Raw genomic sequence first — 19,744 nt, forward strand, 5'->3', positions numbered from 1 at the left:
GTGAGCGGCACGGGGGCAGGATGGAACCATGAAGCTCACGAAGAAGTCGCACTCCTGCGTCCGCCTGGAGAAGGACGGCCGCGTCCTCGTCCTCGACCCCGGAGGGTTCAGCGAGCAGGACGCGGTCCTCGGCGCGGACGCCGTCCTGGTCACGCACGAGCACCCCGACCACTTCGACGAGGGCCGGTTGCGGACCGCGCTGGAGACCGACCCGGCCGTCGAGATCTGGACCCTGCGGTCGGTCGCGGAACAGCTCTCGGCGGCCTTCCCGGGCCGCGTGCACACCGTCGGCCACGGCGACACCTTCACCGCCGCCGGCTTCGACGTCCAGGTCCACGGTGAGCTCCACGCGGTGATCCACCCGGACATCCCGCGCGTCACCAACGTCGGCTACCTCGTCGACGACGGGAAGCTCTTCCACCCGGGTGACGCGCTCACCGTCCCCGACCGGCCGGTCGAGACGCTGATGCTGCCGGTCATGGCGCCCTGGAACAAGATCTCCGAGGTCATCGACTACGTCCGGGAGGTGAAGCCGCGGCGCGCCTACGACATCCACGACGCCCTCCTCGCCGACCTCGCCCGGCCGATCTACGACCGCCAGATCGGCGCCCTCGGCGGCGCGGAACACCTGCGGCTGGCGCCGGGGGGCTCCGCCGAGCTGTGAGGCGGCGGGCGGCGGGCGAGCGTTGTCACAGGTGCCGGGTAGGTTGGGGAACATGCGCATCGCGACCTGGAACGTGAACTCGATCACCGCCCGCCTGCCGAGGCTCCTGGCCTGGCTGGAGAGCAGCGGCACGGACGTGCTGTGCCTCCAGGAGGCCAAGGTCGCCGAGGAGAAGTTCCCGGTGGAGGAGCTGCGCGAGCTGGGCTACGAGTCGGCGGTGAACGCCACCGGCCGGTGGAACGGCGTGGCGGTGCTCTCCCGCGTCGGCCTGAAGGACGTCGTCAAGGGCCTGCCGGGCGACCCCGGCTACGACGGCTCCGTCGAACCCCGCGCCGTCTCCGCGACCTGCGGCCCGGTCCGCGTCTGGTCGGTGTACGTGCCCAACGGGCGCGAGGTGGACCACCCCCACTACGCGTACAAGCTCCAGTGGTTCGAGGCGCTCAAGGCCGCCGTGGCCGGCGACGCGGCGGGCGGCCGCCCGTTCGCCGTCATGGGCGACTACAACGTGGCACCGACCGACGACGACGTCTACGACCGGGCCGACTTCGAGGGCTCCACCCACGTCACCCCCGCCGAGCGCGCCGCCCTCGCCTCCCTGCGCGAGGCCGGCCTCTCCGACGTCGTCCCGCGCCCCCTCAAGTACGAGCACCCGTTCACGTACTGGGACTACCGCCAGCTCGCCTTCCCCAAGAACCGGGGCATGCGCATCGACCTGGTGTACGGCAACGAGCCCTTCGCGAAGGCGGTCACGGACTCCTACGTCGACCGCGAGGAGCGCAAGGGCAAGGGCGCCTCGGACCACGCACCGGTCGTGGTGGACCTCGACGTGTAGCGAGACGCCGGCCGGCCGTCGTCCGACCCCGCGCGCCTGTGGTGTGCGACACGGTACGGATGACAGGCTGGCGGTATGAACATCCCTTTCCTGGGCAATCGGCGCCGGAAGACGGGGGTTCCCGATCCCGAGGGCATCGCGGAACTCCTCGCCGAATGCGAGCTCTTACGCTCCCAGGCCGACCGGGCGGGGGTCCGGCTCGACGACTCCCCGGCCTCGCTGGAGGCGCTGGACCAACTGGTGCCGCGCTGGCGGGACGACGAGGAGACCTCGACCTGGCTGGGCAACGACGCTGGACTGTATCTCGGCACCGTCATCGTGCGCACCGTGCCGGGGGCCGGCTGGGAGATCCGCGCCGACGGCCAGCCGGTCGTACGGCTCACCTCCGGCCGGGAGTTCGACGTCGTGGACGCCGGACACGAGTGGGCGGCCGACGGCGTGCCCGAGCTGTCCCAGTTGTACGCGGAGGTCGCGGAGGCGTGAGGCCCCGGTCCGCTGCTCGGCGTACACCGGTGTAAATACGGTTAATGACCGAGGAGTGCGTGTCGCGCCATCCCGGTGATCTTGTCCGGATACGGTGCGGCGGCCACCGCACGGCTGAGACGAGTAGGGGCGGGTATGACCGTCGATCCGCTGATCGAGCTGCGTGACGTCAACAAGTACTTCGGGGACCTCCATGTCCTGCAGGACATCGGACTCACCGTGGGCAGGGGAGAGGTGGTCGTCGTCATCGGCCCGTCGGGGTCGGGGAAGTCGACGCTGTGCCGGGCGATCAACCGGCTGGAGACCGTCCAGTCCGGCACGATCCTGCTCGACGGACAGCCGCTCCCGCACGAGGGCAAGGCACTGGCGAGGCTGCGCGCCGATGTCGGCATGGTCTTCCAGTCGTTCAACCTCTTCGCGCACAAGACCGTGCTGCAGAACGTCTCGCTGGGCCAGGTGAAGGTCCGCGGACGGAAGAAGGAGGACGCCGACCGGCGCTCCCGCGACCTCCTCGACCGCGTCGGCGTCGCCGACCAGGCGGACAAGTACCCGGCGCAGCTCTCGGGCGGCCAGCAGCAGAGAGTGGCGATCGCGCGGGCGCTGGCCATGGAGCCCAAGGCGATGCTGTTCGACGAGCCGACCTCCGCCCTGGACCCGGAGATGATCAACGAGGTCCTGGAGGTCATGCGGCAACTGGCCGGTGAGGGCATGACCATGATCGTGGTCACGCACGAGATGGGATTCGCCCGCTCGGCCGCCCACCGCGTGGTCTTCATGGCCGACGGCCGGATCGTGGAGGACCGCCCGCCCGGCGAGTTCTTCGGCGATCCGAGGAGCGACCGGGCCAAGGACTTCCTCTCCAAGATCCTCAAGCACTGACGGATGAGGCCCATGGATCCGTTCGCCCGGACCTCGACTAGGATGGTCCCTTCATCCCGGTGGAGGAGGGGACTCCGCGTCAGGAGCGGGGACACCGTCACCGGGAGGGGCCCACCGCCCCACGTCCACGGGGCGGCGGAGCACATCGGCCAGTCCCGTCCGGCGGCAGCCGGAGATCACTGCTCGCGCGGTGGACGCGACCCCGACGGGTCGCCCGCCGGCGAGGAGAAGGTCAGCTGCGCGCCGGACGGGTGGTGCCGGACGAGGTCAGTCCGCCCGGTGACCGGTGCGTGGCGCGGCAGCCGGCAGCGCGCTCTGCGCGGTCCTGGTCACGTCCGCGACCAGTTCGACCACATCGGGGCCGTACGCCTGTGAGTTGATCACCTTCAGCAGCAGGACGAACGAGTTCGAGCCGTGCTTGCGGGCCAGCCGCTCGTGGTTGCGGGCGAGATAGCGGGTCGCGGCCTGGTTGGTGATCGCCCGCTGACCGCAGAACAGGAACACCGGCCGCGTCTCGCGCCGTTCACCGGCGGTCAGCCGCGCCAGCAGGACGTACTCGGTGACGCCCGGGTCCATGCGGTAGCGCTCGGAACCGATCTGGAAGGCGCCCCGGTCCGGGCCCGGCTCCGGATCTATGTTGACCCGCACCCCCGGCAGCATGGCCGCCATGTGGGCCACCATCCGCCGGTTCGACCCCGGCCCGCCCACGCAGAACTCGGTCCGCTCGCCGAAGCCCTGGTGGGCCGCGTCCTGGGTGATCATCTGGACGTGCGCCCCGCAGTCCTTGATCAGCGCGGAGAGCTCAAGGAGCGCGAACACGTCGAAGCGGTGCACCGCCGGTTCCGCCGTCGCCGGATCGCGGTTGACGACGAGCAGGGACTCGGAGTTCTCCGGCAGGCCGAAGAACGTCTGCTTGCGCCGGAGCTTCCGCCTCCACAGATAGGTACGGGCGATCCAGCCCAGCGCGGCGCTGATGCCGGCGGCCACCACGCCCAGAACGATGTTGCGCACGTCGTCACTCATGGGCGCGCATGCTAGCGGTCCCACGCAAACCCGTGTTCGAGACACAGGCCGCATGGTCCGCCGGACGACGGGACGGCACACCCCTTCGGCATCCCTGACGGGAGCCCGGTGACGAACTAGGCTGCGCGGACAGCCGTTTACCGGAGGTACGGATGCGTCGTCCTGTCGCACGGAATCTCGCAGCCCTGGCGGTCGGTGCCGCCGTCCTGTCGGTGGGGGCGGCCCCGCCGCCCGACCGGCACGAGGCGCCCTCCCCGCACACGCCCAAGGTCCCGGTGGCCGTCGGCCACGGCGGCGCGGTCTCCAGCGTCGACGCCGACGCCTCCGCCGCCGGGATCGAGATCCTGAGGAAGGGCGGCAACGCCGTCGACGCGGCCGTCGCCACGGCCGCCGCGCTCGGCGTCACCGAGCCGTACTCGGCCGGCGTCGGCGGAGGCGGCTACTTCGTCTACTACGACGCCCGCTCCCGCACCGTGCACACCCTCGACGGCCGCGAGACGGCCCCGCTCACCGCCGACGCCGGACTGTTCCTGGAGAACGGCGAGCCGATCCCGTTCGCCGAAGCCGTCAGCAGCGGACTCGCGGTCGGCACCCCCGGCACGCCCGCCACCTGGCAGCGGGCGCTCGACAGATGGGGCGAGCGCGGCCTGGGCACGGTCCTGAAACCCGCTGAACGCCTCGCCCGCGACGGCTTCACGGTCGACGACACCTTCCGCGCGCAGACCGCCGCCAACGAGACCCGCTTCCGCCACTTCCCCGACACGGCCGAGCTGTTCCTGCCAGGCGGCGAACTCCCGGCCGTCGGCTCCACCTTCAAGAACCCCGATCTGGCCCGTACCTACAAGGAGTTGCGCCGCGAGGGCGTCGACGCCCTGTACCGGGGCGACATCGGCCGGGACATCGTGCAGACCGTCAACAAGCCGCCCGTGGACCCGGATTCCGGCTGGAACGCCCGGCCCGGCGAGCTGTCCGAACGCGATCTCGCCGCCTACCGCGCCAAGTTCCAACCGCCCACCAAGACCTCGTACCGCGGCCTGGACGTCTACTCCATCGCGCCCTCCTCCTCCGGCGGCACCACGGTCGGCGAGGCACTCAACATCCTGGAGCGAACCGACCTCTCCGAGGCGAGCGACGTCCGCTACCTGCACCGCTTCATCGAGGCCAGCCGCATCGCGTTCGCGGACCGGGGGCGCTGGGTCGGCGACCCCGCCTTCGAGGACGTACCGACCAAGGAACTGCTCTCCCAGCGGTTCGCCGACTCGCGCGAGTGCCTCATCGAGGACGACGCCGTCCTCACCAGCCCTCTCGCCCCGGGTGACCCCCGCGACCCCGAACCCTGCGCGACGGGCGGCCAGGCCGCCCCGACGACGTACGAGGGCGAGAACACCACGCACCTCACCACCGCCGACCGGTGGGGCAACGTCGTCGCCTACACCCTCACCATCGAGCAGACCGGCGGCAGCGGCATCACCGTGCCCGGCCGCGGATTCCTGCTCAACAACGAGCTGACCGACTTCTCCTTCGCCCCGGCGGACCCGGCCGTCCACGACCCGAACCTGCCGGGCCCCGGCAAGCGACCCCGGTCGTCCATCTCGCCGACGATCGTGCTCGACCGGCACGACCGGCCGGTGGTGGCGCTCGGATCGCCCGGCGGCTCCACCATCATCACCACCGTGCTGCAGACCCTCACCGGCTTCCTCGACCGCGGACTGCCCCTGGTCGACGCCATCGCCGCGCCGCGCGCCAGCCAGCGCAACACGGCACGGACGGACCTCGAACCCGGCCTGTACGACAGTGAGATCAGGCAGCGCCTGGAGGCCATCGGGCACTCCTTCCGGGAGAACCCGGAGATCGGCGCGACCACGGGCGTCCAGCGGCTGCCGGACGGCAGGTGGCTCGCGGCGGCGGAGAAGGTCCGCAGGGGCGGCGGCTCGGCGATGGTGGTCCGTCCCACGCGCTAGGAACACGCGGGGGACGCCGGTGCTCTCACAGCTCGGGAGCCGGCGTCTCCCGCGTCCGGAACGTCAGGCGCCCGTCCGCCGTGTCCACCGTCACCCGGCCGCCCTCCCGGACGCGGCCGTCCAGCAGCAGCCGGGACAGCTGGTTGTCGACCTCCCGCTGGATGGTGCGGCGCAGCGGCCGGGCGCCGTACTCGGGCTGGTACCCGCGCTCGCACAGCCAGTCGACGGCGGCGTCGGTGAAGTCGATCGCGATGTCCTGGCCCTTCAGCCGACGCCGGGTGTTCTCCAGCAGCAGGTCGGTGATCCGCCGCAGCTCCTCGGCGGTGAGCTGGCGGAACACGACGATCTCGTCGATCCGGTTGAGGAACTCGGGCCGGAAGTGCTCCCGCAGCGGCCGCAGGATCTGCTCGCGCCGCGCCTCCTCGTCCGCGTCCGCGCCGCCGGACGCGAACCCCAGGGTCGCGCCGCGCCGGGTGATCGCCTCGGAACCGAGATTGCTGGTCATCACGATCACGGTGTTGGCGAAGTCCACCGTCCGGCCCTGCGAGTCGGTCAGCCGGCCGTCGTCGAGGACCTGGAGCAGGATGTTGAAGACGTCCGGATGCGCCTTCTCCACCTCGTCGAGCAGCAGCAGCGAGTACGGGTGCCGGCGCACCACCTCGGTGAGCTGACCGGCCTCCTCGTGCCCCACGTAACCGGGCGGGGCGCCCACCAGCCGGCTGACCGTGTGCCGCTCCTGGTACTCGCTCATGTCGAGGCGCACCATCCGGTCCTCGCTGCCGAACAGCGCCTCGGCGAGCGCCCGCGCCAGCTCCGTCTTGCCGACGCCCGTCGGCCCGAGGAACAGGAAGCTGCCGATCGGCCGGTCGGGGCTGGCGAGCCCCGCGCGGGAGCGCAGCACCGCGTCCGACACGACGCGCACCGCCTCCTCCTGGCCGACGACCCGCTGGTGCAGATGCTGCTCCAGACCCAGCAGCCGGTCCTTCTCCTCCTCGGTGAGGCGGCTGACCGGGATGCCCGTCTGCCGGGCCACCACCTCGGCGATCGCCTCGGCGTCCACCCACAGGCTCTGCCCCTCGTCGACCTCGCCGTCGCCGCCGGCGTCCGCGATCCGCTGCCTCAGCTCCATGACGCGGTCCCGCAGCTGCGTGGCCCGCTCGTACTGCTCGTCGGCGACCGCCTGGTCCTTGTCGCAGGTCAGCTGCTCGACCTCGCGCTCCATGGCCCGTACGTCCGTGCCCTTGGTCCGGGCCCGCAGCCGCACCCGCGCGCCGGCCTGGTCGATCAGGTCGATGGCCTTGTCGGGGAGCCGGCGGTCGCTCAGGTAGCGGTCGGACAGCTCCACGGCCGCCAGCAGCGCCTCGTCGGTGTAGCGGACCTGGTGGTGGGCCTCGTACCGGTCCCGCAGACCGCGCAGGATCTCGACCGCGTCGGGGGGCGTCGGCTCGGGCACCATGATCGGCTGGAAGCGGCGGGCCAGCGCCGCGTCCTTCTCGATCCGGCGGTACTCCTCCAGGGTGGTCGCGCCCACGATGTGCAGTTCGCCGCGGGCGAGGGCCGGCTTGAGGATGTTTCCGGCATCCATCGAGCCGCCCTCGCCTCCGCCCCCGGCGCCGACGACGGTGTGCAGCTCGTCGATGAAGATGATCAGCCGGTCGGAGTGGGACCGGATCTCCTCGACGATGTTGTTCATCCGCTCCTCGAAATCACCCCGGTAGCGGGTCCCGGCGACGACCGCCGTCAGGTCCAGGGCGACCACGCGCCGTCCGATGAGTACGTCGGGCACGTCCCCCTCGGCGATCCGCTGGGCCAGCCCCTCCACGACGGCGGTCTTGCCGACGCCCGCGTCACCGATCAGCACCGGGTTGTTCTTGCCGCGCCGGGAGAGCACCTCGACGGTCTGCTCGATCTCGTCGTCGCGTCCGATCACCGGGTCGATGCGGCCTTCGCGGGCCAGTTCGGTGAGGTCACGGCCGTACTTGTCGAGGGTCGGCGTGCCCGTCGCGGGGCGGGGCCGTTCGGCGCGGACCTGCGGGGCCTCCGGTGCCTCCGGGGGGCCGGAGGGGGAGAACCGGGCCGCGTTGAGGATGTGGCCGGCGGCCGAGTCGGGGTTGGCGGCGAGGGCGGTGAGCACGTGCTCCGGGCCGATGTAGCCGGCGCCGGACGCCCTGGCCATCTCGTGCGCGTCCAGCAGGGCCCGCTTGACGGCGGGGGTGAGGGACAGCGAGGTCGGGGGCGGGGCCTCGCCCGGGCCGTGCTGGACGGGTCCCGACCGGTCGTCGATCTGGGACGCCAGGGAGTCGGGGTCCGCGCCGGACCGGCTGAGCAGGCTCCGGGTCGGCTCGGCGGAGAGGGCGGCGCGCAGCAGATGCTGGGTGTCCAGGTCACGGCTGCCGTGCTCGGCGGCGTACTGGGCGGCGCCGCGCACCAGCTCCCGGGCGGGCTGGCTGAGGAGCCGGCCGATGTCGATCTGGCGGGGGCGCGCGCCCCCGAAGAAGCGGGCGAGGAATTCTGCGAAGGGGTCGCCCTCCGGGCCGACGAAACCACTCGTCATCGTCATCCGTTCCTTCGCTGGGTCGACGTGCCGGGGCCGGGTAACCCGGTCGGGGCTCGCTCATGCCCACGATGACACGTTCCGTATCCGCGGGCATGTCAGGAGGGCGACGGAGTGCGGCCCGGGGACCGGCGGTAGCCCGGCCGCAGCATCTGGCTCGCGGCCAGCTCCCGGTAGAGGGGGTTCGCGGCCAGCAGCTCCTCGTGCCGCCCCTGGCCCACGGTCCGGCCCCGGTCCAGGACGACGATGTGATCGGCGTGCCGCACGGTGGACAGGCGGTGGGCGACGACCAGCAGGGCGCACTCCCGGGCCACGTCCTTCATCACCGTGGTCAGCGCCGCTTCGTTGATCGCGTCCAGGTGGGAGGTCGGCTCGTCGAGCAGCAGCAGCGAGGGACGGGCGAGCAGGGCCCGGGCCAGCGCCACGCGCTGGCGTTCGCCGCCCGAGAGGGTGCCCCCGCGCTCGCCGACCACGGCGTCCAGACCACCGGGCAGCCGGTCGACGACCTCCTCGAGCCGGGCCAGCTCCACCACCCGCCTCAGCTCCGTCTCCGGGGCGTCGGGCACGGCGTAGGCGATGTTCTCCCGCAGGGTGCCGTGCACGACGTGGGTGTTCTGGTCCACGACGGCGATACGGCGCCGGCACGCGTCACGGCCGAGTTCGACGGCCGGCCGGCCGTCGAAGAGCACGGCGCCCGCGTCCGGCTCGTAGAAGCCCGCGACCAGTGCGAAGACCGTGCTCTTCCCGGCGCCCGAGGGGCCCACCAGGGCGACCTGGCGGCGCGGGGCGACGGCGAAGGACACGCCGCGCAGCACCGGCCGGTGCGGGTCGTAGCCGAAGCGGACGCCGTCCAGGGCGAGCGCGGGCCGCCCACCGTCGCCGGGCGTCCCGGGGCGGGGCCGGACGCGGGCGGGCGCGGCCGGGACCGACGGCCCGGTGCGCTCGACGGGAAGGCGCAGGACCTCCTCGACGCGCCGGTGGGCGCCCATGCCGCGCTGGACGAGGCCCACCGCCTGGAAGACGGAGGCCAGCGGCAGCACGAGGTAGGAGGCGTACAGCAGGAAGGCGACCAGGTCGCCGAGGGAGCCGTCCCGGCCGCCCACGCGCAGGCCGCCGACGACGAGGACCACGAGGAAGGAGCCCTGGACGGCGAGTTCGACGGCGGGGCTCATGACGGAGGCGAGCTTCGCGGTGCGCACACCCGCGTCGTGGGCCTCCTGCACGCGCGCTCCCACCCGGGCCGTCTCGCGCCCCTCGGCACGGTGCACCCGGACCATGGGCAGGGCGCCGAGGGCCCGTTCCAGGTCGGCGGCGACGGCACCGACCGCGCGCTGCATGCGTTCGGAGGCGCACCGGATCCCCTTGAGCAGGGAGGTGACGACACCGGCCGCGGCGGCCACGGTGAGCGCGACCAGGAGCAGCAGCAGCGGGTCGAGCCACGCCATCAGGACCACGGCCCCGACGGCGACGACGCTTCCGGTCACCAGGTCGACCAGGGCCTGCGAGACGACCTCGCGCAGCAGGGCGGTGTCGGCGGTGACCCGGGAGACGAGGTCGCCGCAGCGGTGGCGGTCGTACTCCCGCATCTCCAGCCGGAGCAGCCGGTCCACCAGGCCGAACCGGAGCTGCCGTACGACGCCCTCGCCCATGCGCTCCAGGAGGAAGCGTCCCACCGAGCCGGTCGCGGCCTCGGCGGCGAACAGCGCGCCGAGCAGGGCCAGCAGCGGCCAGACGACCTGCCCGCGGCCGCTCGCGTCCACGGCGTGCCGGGCCACGAGCGGCTGGGCCAGCCCCAGGGCGGAACCCGCGAGGGTCAGTACGGCGGCCACGGCGACGGCCCGCCGGTGCCCGGCGGTGAGGCGGTAGAGCGTACCGAGCGCCGCCCGGGTGGACCGGTCCTCGCCCGGGGCCGACGGGGGAGCGGGGAGACCGGCCGATTCCCCGGTGTTCCGGGCCGGGGAGTCGGTGGTGGGGACGTCGGCCGCGGGGGCGTCGGTGGTCGGGGTGTCGGCCGCGGGGGTGTCGGCGGCCGGGACGTCGGAATGCCGGGACATCGGGGCGTCGGTCACCGGGACGGCGGGCGGGGGTGGGGCTCGACGGAGACCAGCCGGGCGAAGTACCCCTCGGGCACGCCCTCCCCGACCGGGAGGCCCTCCGCCTCGATCCAGGCGTGCGCGGTGAAGGGCGGTACGACCCGGACCCCGGCGCACCAGGTCGGCCACGTGCCCCGCAGCCGGCACAGCAGGGCGGCGCCCAGGGAACGGGGCAGGCAGCCCTTCGGACCGGTGCAGCGCAGGCTGACCGCGCACAGGGCGTCCCGCGCGTTCCGGGCCTGGGCGGCCGTGGCGGGTGCCGCGCCGCGCCGCAGGACGCACAGCACGGCGCGGATGCGGCGGGGCGGCAGCAGGGTGAGCAGGAAGGCGGGCAGCAGGACCAGACGGGCGGCCAGGCGCAGCCCGAGCGGCACCCCGGTGGGGCGTTCCAGCGCGCTGGGCGTGGTCATGAGGCCAGCCCCGCCTCGCGCAGGTCGCGGACGAGTGCCTCGACGTCCCGCAGGGCCTGCGCCCGCTCGATGTCGAACTCGCGGACCAGTACGGCGGCCGCGTCGGCGACCTCGCCACCGTCCATCAGCGTCCGCACCACCAGCGTGGCGGTGGGGTTCAGTTCCCAGTAGTCTCCGGCCCGTTCGTCCAGGAGCACGGTGCCGTAGTCGGTCTCGGCCGTGGAGACGTGTGCGTCGAAGCGCAGGGGCATGGCATCGCCTTTCTGTACCGCGAGGGGCCCTCGCGGCCACGGAGGGCTACGGGATACGGGTACCGCCGCGGCTGCGGGAGCGCCCGCGCAGCCACACCTCGGCGGCGATCGTCGAGTAGAGGACGGCGTCGGACAGACCGGGAGAGGCCGGCCGCCGGGCGAGCCGGCGCAGCTCGGCGCCGTCCACCAGCCCCAGCCGCTCCAGCCGGGAGTCCTCCCACAGCGCCAGCAGGTCGGCACGGTTCTCGCGCAGTCCGTTGGAGGCGTCCATGGAGGCCGCGGCCTTGGTGGTCCGGCGCAGGCACGGCTCGGGAACCACCCCGCTCATCGCGGTGGTCAGCACCGGCTTGTACCGGAACGGTGTGACGCGCTCGGCCGGACGCACGGCCAGGCACGCCTCGATGACCCGGTCGTCCAGGAAGGGCGAGGCCATCGGCAGGCCGGCGCGGGCCGCCATGTGGTCCCACTGCCGGATGACGCGGGTGGTGGAGCGGATCTGCTCCAGGTCCGCGTGCACGCCCCGGTCGGGGTGGAGCGGAGTCGCCGTCGCCGCGGCGTCGAGCAGCGCCCGCCGCGCCAGCCGTTCGGCGTCCGCGGTCACCCAGTCGAGCAGGCGGGGGGCCATGCCCCAGCCGAGTGCGGTGGCGACGGAGGACGGGGACGGGTCGCGCAGCCGGCCGGCGGCATCGGCGAGCCACTTCCCGTACGGCCGTGTGTCGGCCAGGGCGCGGACCGTGCCGTCGAGCGGCCACTGCCACAGGGCCCGGAACCCGCGCAGCTGCCGCAGCGCGTGCAGCGGGCGGGTGCGCAGCAGCCGGTGGTAGTACGCCTCGGAGCACCAGGCCACGTGGTCGCCGCCGATGCCGGTCAGGTGCACGCGGCTGCCGCGCGCGGCCAGTCCCGGCAGATGGTGCAGGGCCCGGGAGCGGTCCATGACGCCGATGGTGGGTTCGTCGAGGCCGTCGTCGATGTCCAGCAGATCGTCGTAGACCAGCGGCGAGGCGTCGGCGTCCCAGACCACGTGCTCGACGTCCGGGAGGTACCTGGCGGCCTGCTCGGCCCAGTACAGGTCGGTGTCCGCCGGGTCGCGTCCCGGCCAGGTGGAGGCCACCACGCGGGCGGGGGAGCGGTCGGCGAGGAAGCAGACGGAGGTGGAGTCCAGCCCGCCGGACAGGTCGCAGCTGACCACGCCACCCTGCCGGGTCCGCGCGTCGACGGCGTCCTGGAGCGCCGCGCGGACCGGGCCGGCCGCCTCCACCAGCGGCACGACCGGTTCGGGCGGCGTCCACCACCGCGTGTGCCGTGCGCCGCGCCCGTCCGCCGCGACGACCACCGCGTCCTGCGGGGGTACGGCGGTGACGGCGGGCCACAGCGACGTCTCGTACAGCGGGTACGGGGCGGGCCACAGCAGCCGGACGGCCAGTTCCGCGGGATCGGGGTCGAGGCCGAGGGCGTCGGCGAGCACGTCGGCCCGGGTGGCGACGACCCGGGTGCCGGCGATCTCCGCGTGGAAGACCAGCCGGAGGCCGGAGGCCGTGCCCTGGACCCGGATCCTCCCGTCGAGGGCGGCCACCAGGTGGAAGCTGCCGGGGAGGGAGCGGGCCAGCGCGTCGACCTCGGCGAGGTCGCGCAACCGGGCCGCCCGGTGCCGCAGTTCGTCCGCCTCCACCGGACAGCGGCCGAGGACCGCCAGGGCGGCCTCGCCGGCGTGTGCGGTGACGGCCTCGTCGTCGCGCCAGTGACCGACCAGCCAGGGCCGGCCCGAGGGGTGGTGCACGGTCCGGCAGCCGGGCCGGGCGAAGGAGCGGGCCGCGGCGGCCGCCTCCTCGCGGTCGGTGAAGACCGCGAAGTGCGCCTCGCCGGGGCCCGTCCCCGCACTTTCGTGCAGTGGTGTCATGACGTCGGTTCGGTACCGTCCGTCAGTTCTTGCTCAGGATCAGCCGGTCGTTTCCGGCCCGGCCCAGGAGCCCGGTCTCCTTGCGGAACGTACCGAGACGGACGAGGGTCGGCGCTTCGTAGGCCTTCTTCATGACTCTCCTCGCGTGCTGGTTGCTCGGCCGCTCCCCTCGTCGACGTGCCCGTGGCTCATCGGGAGCCCGGGGCGAGGAGCGGTGCGGCACCCAGCTAGCGGCAGAACCGCCGATCAGGGCAAGAAGATCCGAGAAAGTATGACCGTATGCGAATTCTCGAGGATTCCGCTTGCCGGCCGGTCCGGTGTCGCCCGGTCCGGTGGGGCGCGCGGGGGCGGTTCGCCCGGACCTTTGTGGGGAGAAACGTTTCCATCTCGGCTTCGGTGCGGGACCGCCCGCCCGGCACACCGGTCCTGCTGCGAGGGGCGGAGGGGAGCCGCCGGGGCGCGTTCCCGGCCTTCCGGCGCGCACCATGCGCCTCCGCCCATGTGTAGGGAGGGGAGTGGGTGTTATAGGGGGTGCGGGCGTTCTCAAGCGGTCCGGCGGGCCGTCAGGACGCGCGGTCCGTTCTCGGTGATCGCCACCGTGTGTTCCACGTGTGCCGCGCGGGAGCCGTCGTTCGTGCGGAGGGTCCAGCCGTCCGGGGCGGTGTGGTAGGTGTCGGTGCCGCCGGCGATGAGCATCGGCTCGATCGCGAGGCACATGCCGTGCCGCAGGGGCATGCCCCGGCCCGGCCGGCCCTCGTTCGGCACGCCCGGGTCCTCGTGCATGCGGCGGCCGATGCCGTGGCCGCCGAAGTCCTCCATGATGCCGTAGCCCGCACCGCGGCACACCGTGCCGATCGCGTGCGCGATGTCGCCGACGCGGTTGCCGACGACGGCCGCCCCGATGCCCGCCGCGAGCGCCCGATCGGCGGTCTCGATCAGCGTCACGTCGGCCGGGCGCGGGGTGCCCACGGTGAAGCTGATCGCCGAGTCCCCGGCCCAGCCGCCCAGTTGGGCGCCGCAGTCGACGGAGACCAGGTCCCCGTCGCGCAGCCGGTAGCCGTCCGGGATGCCGTGCACGATCGCGTCGTTCACGGAGGCGCAGATCACCGCGGGGAACGGGGTCGGCGCGAAGGAGGGCCGGTAGCCCAGGAAGGGCGAGGTCGCACCCGCCGCACGCAGCACGTCCCGCGCCACCTCGTCCAGCTCCAGCAGGGAAACGCCCACGTCGGCGGCGCTCCGTACGGCCGTCAGCGCGCTCGCGACGACCTGGCCCGCCTCGTACATGGCATCGATCGATGTGTCGGTCTTCAGTTCCACCATGCCAATTACTATACCGGTATTAGAATGGGTGCCATGGTGCGCACCCCCTTGACCCCGGAAGAGCGTGAACGCGGCGAGCGGCTCGGCAGGCTGCTGCGCGAGGCGCGTGGCGGCCGCAGCATGGCCGACGTCGCGGCGAGCGCCGGCATCTCGGCGGAGACCCTCCGCAAGATCGAGACCGGACGGGCCCCGACCCCCGCGTTCTTCACGGTGGCCGCGCTGGCCGGCACGCTCGGCCTGTCGATGGACGAAGTGGCGGTGCGCTGCGCGCCGGCCGCGCCCGCCCCTTCGGCCGCCGCCTGAGTCCCGCCGGAGAACTCTCCACGGCGTCGCCGTGACACGACGGGAAGCGGCCCCCGCGGCAGGGCGTCGTACGGCCGGCCGACGGGATCGGACGGGCCGTGCTCGCCCCGGACGCGGAGGCACGGCACCGTGAGCCGCGGGCGCTGCTCGACGCCCGCGTCCGCACGCGAACCCCCGAGGACGCGGCCCGCACGGCCGCCCCGGACCCGCGACGGCTCGTCCCCCCGCTCCTCACCGCCGCACAGGACGTCCCGGACGAGCGGCACCGGGAGCTGCCGCACGCCCTCCGCGTGCCGGATCCACCGCCCGACCGGCCCCGGCCGGCACGGCCGGCTCACCCACAGGAGTGCGAAACACGATCGACTCAGCGGGTTCACGACGATGGTCTTGGCAAGGCCGCCCGAGAGGCTTAGGTTCGTCCCTCTACGGCCCCTTCTACGGGCGTAGAGGCTCTGACGTCGCGTCGAAGGAGCAGCTCATGGCCAACGTCGTACGTGCCGCTCTGGTCCAGGCCACCTGGACCGGGGACACCGAGTCCATGCTGGTGAAACACGAGGAGCACGCCCGCGAGGCGGCCCGGCGGGGCGCGAAGGTCATCGGGTTCCAGGAGGTGTTCAACTCCCCCTACTTCTGCCAGGTCCAGGACCCCGAGCACTACCGCTGGGCCGAGCCCGTGCCCGACGGGCCGACCGTCCGCCGGATGCGGGAACTGGCCCGCGAGACCGGCATGGTGATCGTCGTGCCGGTGTTCGAGATCGAGCAGTCGGGCTACTACTACAACACCGCCGCCGTGATCGACGCCGACGGCACCGTCCTCGGCAAGTACCGCAAGCACCACATCCCGCAGGTCAAGGGATTCTGGGAGAAGTTCTACTTCCGGCCCGGCAACCTCGGCTGGCCCGTCTTCGACACCGCCGTCGGCAAGGTCGGCGTCTACATCTGCTACGACCGCCACTTCCCGGAGGGATGGCGGCAACTCGGGATCAACGGAGCCCAGTTGGTCTACAACCCGTCCGCCACGCACCGCGGCCTCTCGTCCCACCTGTGGCGGCTGGAGCAGCCGGCGGCGGCCGTCGCCAACGAGTACTTCGTCGCCGCCATCAACCGCGTGGGCGTGGAGGAGTACGGCGACAACGACTTCTACGGCACCTCGTACTTCGTCGACCCGCGCGGACAGTTCGTCGGCGACGTCGCCAGCGACAGCAAGGAGGAGCTCGTGGTCCGCGACCTGGACTTCGGCCTCATCGAGGAGGTGCGGCAGCAGTGGGCCTTCTACCGCGACCGCCGCCCCGACGCCTACGAGGGGCTGGTGCGGCCGTGACCGACGACCTGCTGGGCCGCCACCGGTCCGTGCTGCCCGACTGGCTCGCCCTCTACTACGAGGAGCCCATCGAGATCACCCACGGCGAGGGCCGCCACGTCTGGGACTCCCACGGCAACCGCTACCTCGACTTCTTCGGCGGCATCCTCACCACCATGACCGCCCACGCCCTGCCCGAGGTCACCAAGGCGGTGAGCGAGCAGGCCGGGCGGATCGTCCACTCCTCCACCCTCTACCTTAACCGGCAGATGGTGGAACTCGCCGAGCGCATCGCCCAGTTGAGCGGCATCCCGGACGCCCGGGTGTTCTTCACCACCTCCGGCACCGAGGCCAACGACACCGCCCTGCTGCTCGCCACCGCCTACCGGCGCAGCAACACGATCCTGGCCATGCGCAACAGCTACCACGGCCGCTCCTTCAGCTCGGTCGGCATCACCGGCAACCGGAGCTGGTCCCCGACCTCGCTCTCCCCGCTCCAGACGCTCTACGTCCACGGCGGTGTGCGCACCCGGGGCCCGTTCGCCGCGCTCGACGACTACGACTTCGTCGCGGCCTGCGTCGAGGACCTGAAGGACCTCCTCGGCCACACCCGCCCGCCCGCCGCGCTGATCGCCGAACCGATCCAGGGCGTCGGCGGCTTCACCTCGCCGCCCGACGGACTGTACGCGGCCTTCCGCGAGGTGCTGCACGAGCGGGGCATCCTGTGGATCGCCGACGAGGTGCAGACCGGCTGGGGCCGCACCGGCGAGCACTTCTGGGGCTGGCAGGCGCACGGCCGCAGCGGGCCGCCCGACATGCTGACCTTCGCCAAGGGCATCGGCAACGGCATGTCCATCGGCGGGGTCGTCGCCCGCGCCGAGATCATGAACTGCCTGGACGCCAACAGCATCTCGACCTTCGGCGGCACCCAGATCACCATGGCGGCGGGCCTGGCCAACCTCACCTACCTGCTGGAGCACGACCTCCAGGGCAACGCCCGCCGGGTCGGCGGCATGCTCATCGAGCGGGTGCGGGCCGCCGCCGCCCACGTCCCCGCCGTACGCGAGGTCCGCGGGCGCGGGCTGATGATCGGCGTCGAGCTGACGAAGCCCGGCACCGACGAGGCCGATCCGGCGGCCGCGTCCGCCGTCCTGGAGGCGGCCCGCGAGGGCGGTCTGCTCATCGGCAAGGGCGGCGGCCACGACACCAGCGCCCTGCGCATCGCCCCGCCGCTGTCCCTCAACGTCGCGGAGGCCGAGGAGGGCGCCGCGATCCTCGAACGCGCCCTGAGGAGCACGTCGTAGCACCGGCTCGCAGAGCTCGCACAGCTCGTAGAGAGGGAGCCCCATGAGCAGCCGTACCGTCATCCGCGGTGGCCTCGTCATCACCGCCTCCGACGAGATCCACGCCGACGTCCTGATCGAGGACGGCCGCATCGCCGCCCTCGCCGCCTCCGCCACCCCGGCCGCCGAGGCCTTCACCGCCGACCGGACCATCGACGCCACCGGCAAGTACGTCATCCCGGGCGGGGTCGACGCCCACACCCACATGGAGCTGCCGTTCGGCGGCACCTTCGCCTCCGACACCTTCGAGACGGGCACCCGGGCCGCCGCCTGGGGCGGTACGACCACCGTCGTCGACTTCGCCGTGCAGAGCGTCGGCCGGTCCCTGCGCCAGGGCCTGGACGCCTGGCACGCCAAGGCGGAGGGCACCTGCGCCATCGACTACGGCTTCCACATGATCGTCTCGGACGTCAACGACGAGACGCTGAAGGAAATGGACCTTCTGGTGGAAGAGGGCGTCACGTCATTCAAGCAATTCATGGCGTATCCGGGTGTTTTCTACTCCGACGACGGCCAGATCCTGCGCGCCATGCAGCGTTCCGCCGAGAACGGCGGACTGATCATGATGCACGCCGAGAACGGCATCGCCATCGACGTGCTCGTCGAACAGGCCCTCGCCCGCGGCGAGACCGACCCCCGCTTCCACGGCGAGGTCCGCAAGGCCCTCCTCGAGGCCGAGGCCACCCACCGCGCCATCCGGCTCGCCCAGGTCGCCGGTGCCCCGCTGTACGTCGTGCACGTCTCCGCGACGGAGGCGGTCGCCGAGCTGGCCAGGGCCCGCGACGAGGGTCTGAACGTCTTCGGCGAGACCTGCCCGCAGTACCTGTTCCTCTCCACCGACAACCTCGCCGAGCCCGGTTTCGAGGGCGCCAAGTACGTGTGCAGCACCCCGCTCAGGCCGAAGGAGCACCAGGCGGCCCTCTGGCGGGGCCTGCGCACCAACGACCTCCAGGTGGTCTCCACCGACCACTGCCCCTTCTGCTTCACCGGCCAGAAGGAACTCGGCCGCGGCGACTTCTCCAAGATCCCCAACGGTCTCCCCGGCGTGGAGAACCGCATGGACCTGCTCCACCAGGCCGTTCTCGACGGACACCTCTCCCGCCGCCGCTGGATCGAGATCGCCTGCGCCACCCCGGCCCGGATGTTCGGCCTGTACCCGAAGAAGGGCACCATCGCGCCCGGCGCCGACGCCGACGTCGTCGTCTACGACCCGCACGCCGAGCAGGTCATCTCGGCCGACACCCACCACATGAACGTCGACTACTCGGCCTACGAGGGCAGGCGGGTCACCGGCCGCGTCGAGACCGTCCTCTCGCGCGGCGTCCCCGTCATCACCGACCGGGAGTACACCGGGCGGGCCGGACACGGCGTCTACACCCCGCGCTCCACCTGTCAGTACCTCACCTAGGAGAGCCGCGCATGGACTTCGGACTCGTCCTGCAGACCGACCCGCCGGCCTCACGGGTCGTCAGCCTGATGAAGCGCGCCGAGCGCAACGGCTTCACCCACGGCTGGACCTTCGACTCCGCCGTGCTGTGGCAGGAACCCTTCGTGATCTACAGCCAGATCCTGGCCAACACCACGAAACTGAAGGTCGGCCCGATGGTCACCAACCCGGGCACCCGCACCTGGGAGGTCACCGCCTCCACCTTCGCCACCCTCAACGACATGTTCGGCAACCGCACCGTCTGCGGCATCGGCCGCGGCGACTCCGCGATGCGCGTCGCCGGACGCAGGCCGGGCACGCTGGCCCGCCTCGGGGAGGCGATCGACGCGATCCGCGACCTCGCCGAGGGGCGCGAGGCCGAGGTCGACGGGCAGCCGCTGCGGATCCCGTGGGTGCGGGACGGGAAGCTGCCCGTCTGGATGGCGGCGTACGGGCCGAAGGCGCTCGCCCTCGCCGGACGCAAGGCCGACGGCTTCATCCTCCAGCTCGCCGACCCGTACCTCACCGAGTGGATGGTGAAGGCCGTACGCGCCGCGGCCGTGGAGGCGGGGCGCGACCCCGCGTCCGTCACCGTCTGCGTCGCCGCCCCCGCGTACGTCGGCGACGACCTGGCGCACGCCCGGGAGCAGTGCCGCTGGTTCGGCGGCATGGTCGGCAACCACGTCGCCGACCTGGTCGCCCGCTACGGCGAGCACTCCGGCCTGGTCCCCGAGGCGCTGACGTCGTACATCAAGGAACGGCACGGCTACGACTACAGCCACCACGGGCGGGCCGGCAACCCGTCCACGGACTTCGTCCCCGACGAGATCGTCGACCGGTTCTGTCTGCTCGGCCCGCCCGAGGCGCACATCGAGAAGCTGCGGGCGCTGCGCGAGCTGGGCGTGGACCAGTTCGCCGTGTACGACATGCACGACGCGCAGGAGACGACGATCGACGCGTACGGCGCGGAGATCATCCCGGCACTCCACCCGTAACCCTCGCCGA

18 protein-coding genes are annotated in these 19,744 nt (G+C 72.7%); 10 read left to right on the forward strand and 8 right to left on the reverse strand.

The window, feature by feature from the left end; translation table 11 throughout:
• Positions 1 to 28: 28 nt before the first annotated feature.
• From KUM38_RS35275 to KUM38_RS35290, 4 genes are all read left to right on the forward strand, one after another.
• Complete coding sequence (locus KUM38_RS35275) at positions 29 to 664, forward strand: MBL fold metallo-hydrolase (protein WP_217135722.1); 636 nt, start codon at positions 29 to 31, stop codon at positions 662 to 664.
• A gap of 52 nt (positions 665 to 716) precedes the next feature.
• Positions 717 to 1,496: an exodeoxyribonuclease III gene (locus tag KUM38_RS35280; protein ID WP_217135724.1), complete on the forward strand. Its 780-nt coding sequence runs from the start codon at positions 717 to 719 to the stop codon at positions 1,494 to 1,496.
• A 75-nt stretch (positions 1,497 to 1,571) separates the two neighbouring features.
• Positions 1,572 to 1,979 carry a DUF6278 family protein gene (locus tag KUM38_RS35285; RefSeq protein WP_217135726.1) on the forward strand — a complete coding sequence of 136 codons (408 nt, stop codon included), beginning with the start codon at positions 1,572 to 1,574 and terminating at the stop codon, positions 1,977 to 1,979.
• A 135-nt stretch (positions 1,980 to 2,114) separates the two neighbouring features.
• Positions 2,115 to 2,858 (forward strand): amino acid ABC transporter ATP-binding protein, encoded by a 744-nt coding sequence (locus tag KUM38_RS35290; protein WP_217135728.1) that lies wholly within the window; start codon positions 2,115 to 2,117, stop codon positions 2,856 to 2,858.
• A 267-nt stretch (positions 2,859 to 3,125) separates the two neighbouring features.
• Here KUM38_RS35290 and KUM38_RS35295 read toward each other — a convergent pair whose 3' ends face one another.
• Complete coding sequence (locus tag KUM38_RS35295) at positions 3,126 to 3,881, reverse strand: hypothetical protein (RefSeq protein WP_217135731.1); 756 nt, start codon at positions 3,879 to 3,881, stop codon at positions 3,126 to 3,128.
• A 152-nt stretch (positions 3,882 to 4,033) separates the two neighbouring features.
• Here KUM38_RS35295 and ggt point away from each other — a divergent pair, with 152 nt between their 5' ends.
• Positions 4,034 to 5,842: a gamma-glutamyltransferase gene (ggt, locus tag KUM38_RS35300; RefSeq protein ID WP_217135733.1), complete on the forward strand. Its 1,809-nt coding sequence runs from the start codon at positions 4,034 to 4,036 to the stop codon at positions 5,840 to 5,842.
• A 25-nt stretch (positions 5,843 to 5,867) separates the two neighbouring features.
• Here the strand turns inward: ggt and KUM38_RS35305 are convergent, their stop codons facing one another.
• The 7 genes from KUM38_RS35305 to map form a co-directional block, all read right to left on the reverse strand.
• Positions 5,868 to 8,396: an ATP-dependent Clp protease ATP-binding subunit gene (locus tag KUM38_RS35305; protein ID WP_217135735.1), complete on the reverse strand. Its 2,529-nt coding sequence runs from the start codon at positions 8,394 to 8,396 to the stop codon at positions 5,868 to 5,870.
• A 98-nt stretch (positions 8,397 to 8,494) separates the two neighbouring features.
• Positions 8,495 to 10,450: an ABC transporter ATP-binding protein gene (locus tag KUM38_RS35310; RefSeq protein ID WP_217135737.1), complete on the reverse strand. Its 1,956-nt coding sequence runs from the start codon at positions 10,448 to 10,450 to the stop codon at positions 8,495 to 8,497.
• Positions 10,451 to 10,461: 11 nt separating this feature from the next.
• On the reverse strand, positions 10,462 to 10,899 hold the full coding sequence (locus KUM38_RS35315; RefSeq protein WP_217135738.1) for a lasso peptide biosynthesis B2 protein: 438 nt from the start codon (positions 10,897 to 10,899) through the stop codon (positions 10,462 to 10,464).
• A complete protein-coding gene (locus tag KUM38_RS35320; RefSeq protein WP_217135741.1) occupies positions 10,896 to 11,150 on the reverse strand; it encodes a lasso peptide biosynthesis PqqD family chaperone in 255 nt (84 codons plus the stop codon). The genes KUM38_RS35315 and KUM38_RS35320 overlap by 4 nt, the downstream gene beginning before the upstream one ends.
• Before the next feature lie 46 nt (positions 11,151 to 11,196).
• Positions 11,197 to 13,047, reverse strand: a complete 1,851-nt coding sequence (locus tag KUM38_RS35325) for a lasso peptide isopeptide bond-forming cyclase (RefSeq protein ID WP_217135743.1) — start codon at positions 13,045 to 13,047, stop codon at positions 11,197 to 11,199.
• Between the two features lie 22 nt (positions 13,048 to 13,069).
• On the reverse strand, positions 13,070 to 13,180 hold the full coding sequence (locus KUM38_RS35330; RefSeq protein WP_107056101.1) for a keywimysin-related RiPP: 111 nt from the start codon (positions 13,178 to 13,180) through the stop codon (positions 13,070 to 13,072).
• Positions 13,181 to 13,590: 410 nt separating this feature from the next.
• Positions 13,591 to 14,367: a type I methionyl aminopeptidase gene (map, locus tag KUM38_RS35335; protein WP_217135745.1), complete on the reverse strand. Its 777-nt coding sequence runs from the start codon at positions 14,365 to 14,367 to the stop codon at positions 13,591 to 13,593.
• Between the two features lie 33 nt (positions 14,368 to 14,400).
• Here map and KUM38_RS35340 point away from each other — a divergent pair, with 33 nt between their 5' ends.
• From KUM38_RS35340 to KUM38_RS35360, 5 genes are all read left to right on the forward strand, one after another.
• Complete coding sequence (locus KUM38_RS35340; protein ID WP_217135749.1) at positions 14,401 to 14,670, forward strand: helix-turn-helix domain-containing protein; 270 nt, start codon at positions 14,401 to 14,403, stop codon at positions 14,668 to 14,670.
• 478 nt (positions 14,671 to 15,148) lie between these two features.
• Positions 15,149 to 15,991, forward strand: coding sequence for a nitrilase-related carbon-nitrogen hydrolase (locus tag KUM38_RS35345; protein WP_217135751.1), 843 nt, complete (start codon positions 15,149 to 15,151; stop codon positions 15,989 to 15,991).
• Positions 15,988 to 17,274 (forward strand): aspartate aminotransferase family protein, encoded by a 1,287-nt coding sequence (locus KUM38_RS35350; RefSeq protein WP_217135753.1) that lies wholly within the window; start codon positions 15,988 to 15,990, stop codon positions 17,272 to 17,274. The genes KUM38_RS35345 and KUM38_RS35350 overlap by 4 nt, the downstream gene beginning before the upstream one ends.
• 43 nt (positions 17,275 to 17,317) lie before the next feature.
• Positions 17,318 to 18,721 (forward strand): dihydropyrimidinase, encoded by a 1,404-nt coding sequence (gene hydA, locus KUM38_RS35355; RefSeq protein WP_217135755.1) that lies wholly within the window; start codon positions 17,318 to 17,320, stop codon positions 18,719 to 18,721.
• A gap of 11 nt (positions 18,722 to 18,732) precedes the next feature.
• Positions 18,733 to 19,734 carry a TIGR03842 family LLM class F420-dependent oxidoreductase gene (locus tag KUM38_RS35360; RefSeq protein WP_217135758.1) on the forward strand — a complete coding sequence of 334 codons (1,002 nt, stop codon included), beginning with the start codon at positions 18,733 to 18,735 and terminating at the stop codon, positions 19,732 to 19,734.
• Positions 19,735 to 19,744 lie beyond the last annotated feature (10 nt).

It is taken from the genome of Streptomyces sp. AC558_RSS880, from assembly GCF_019049255.1.
Lineage (GTDB): Bacteria > Actinomycetota > Actinomycetes > Streptomycetales > Streptomycetaceae > Streptomyces.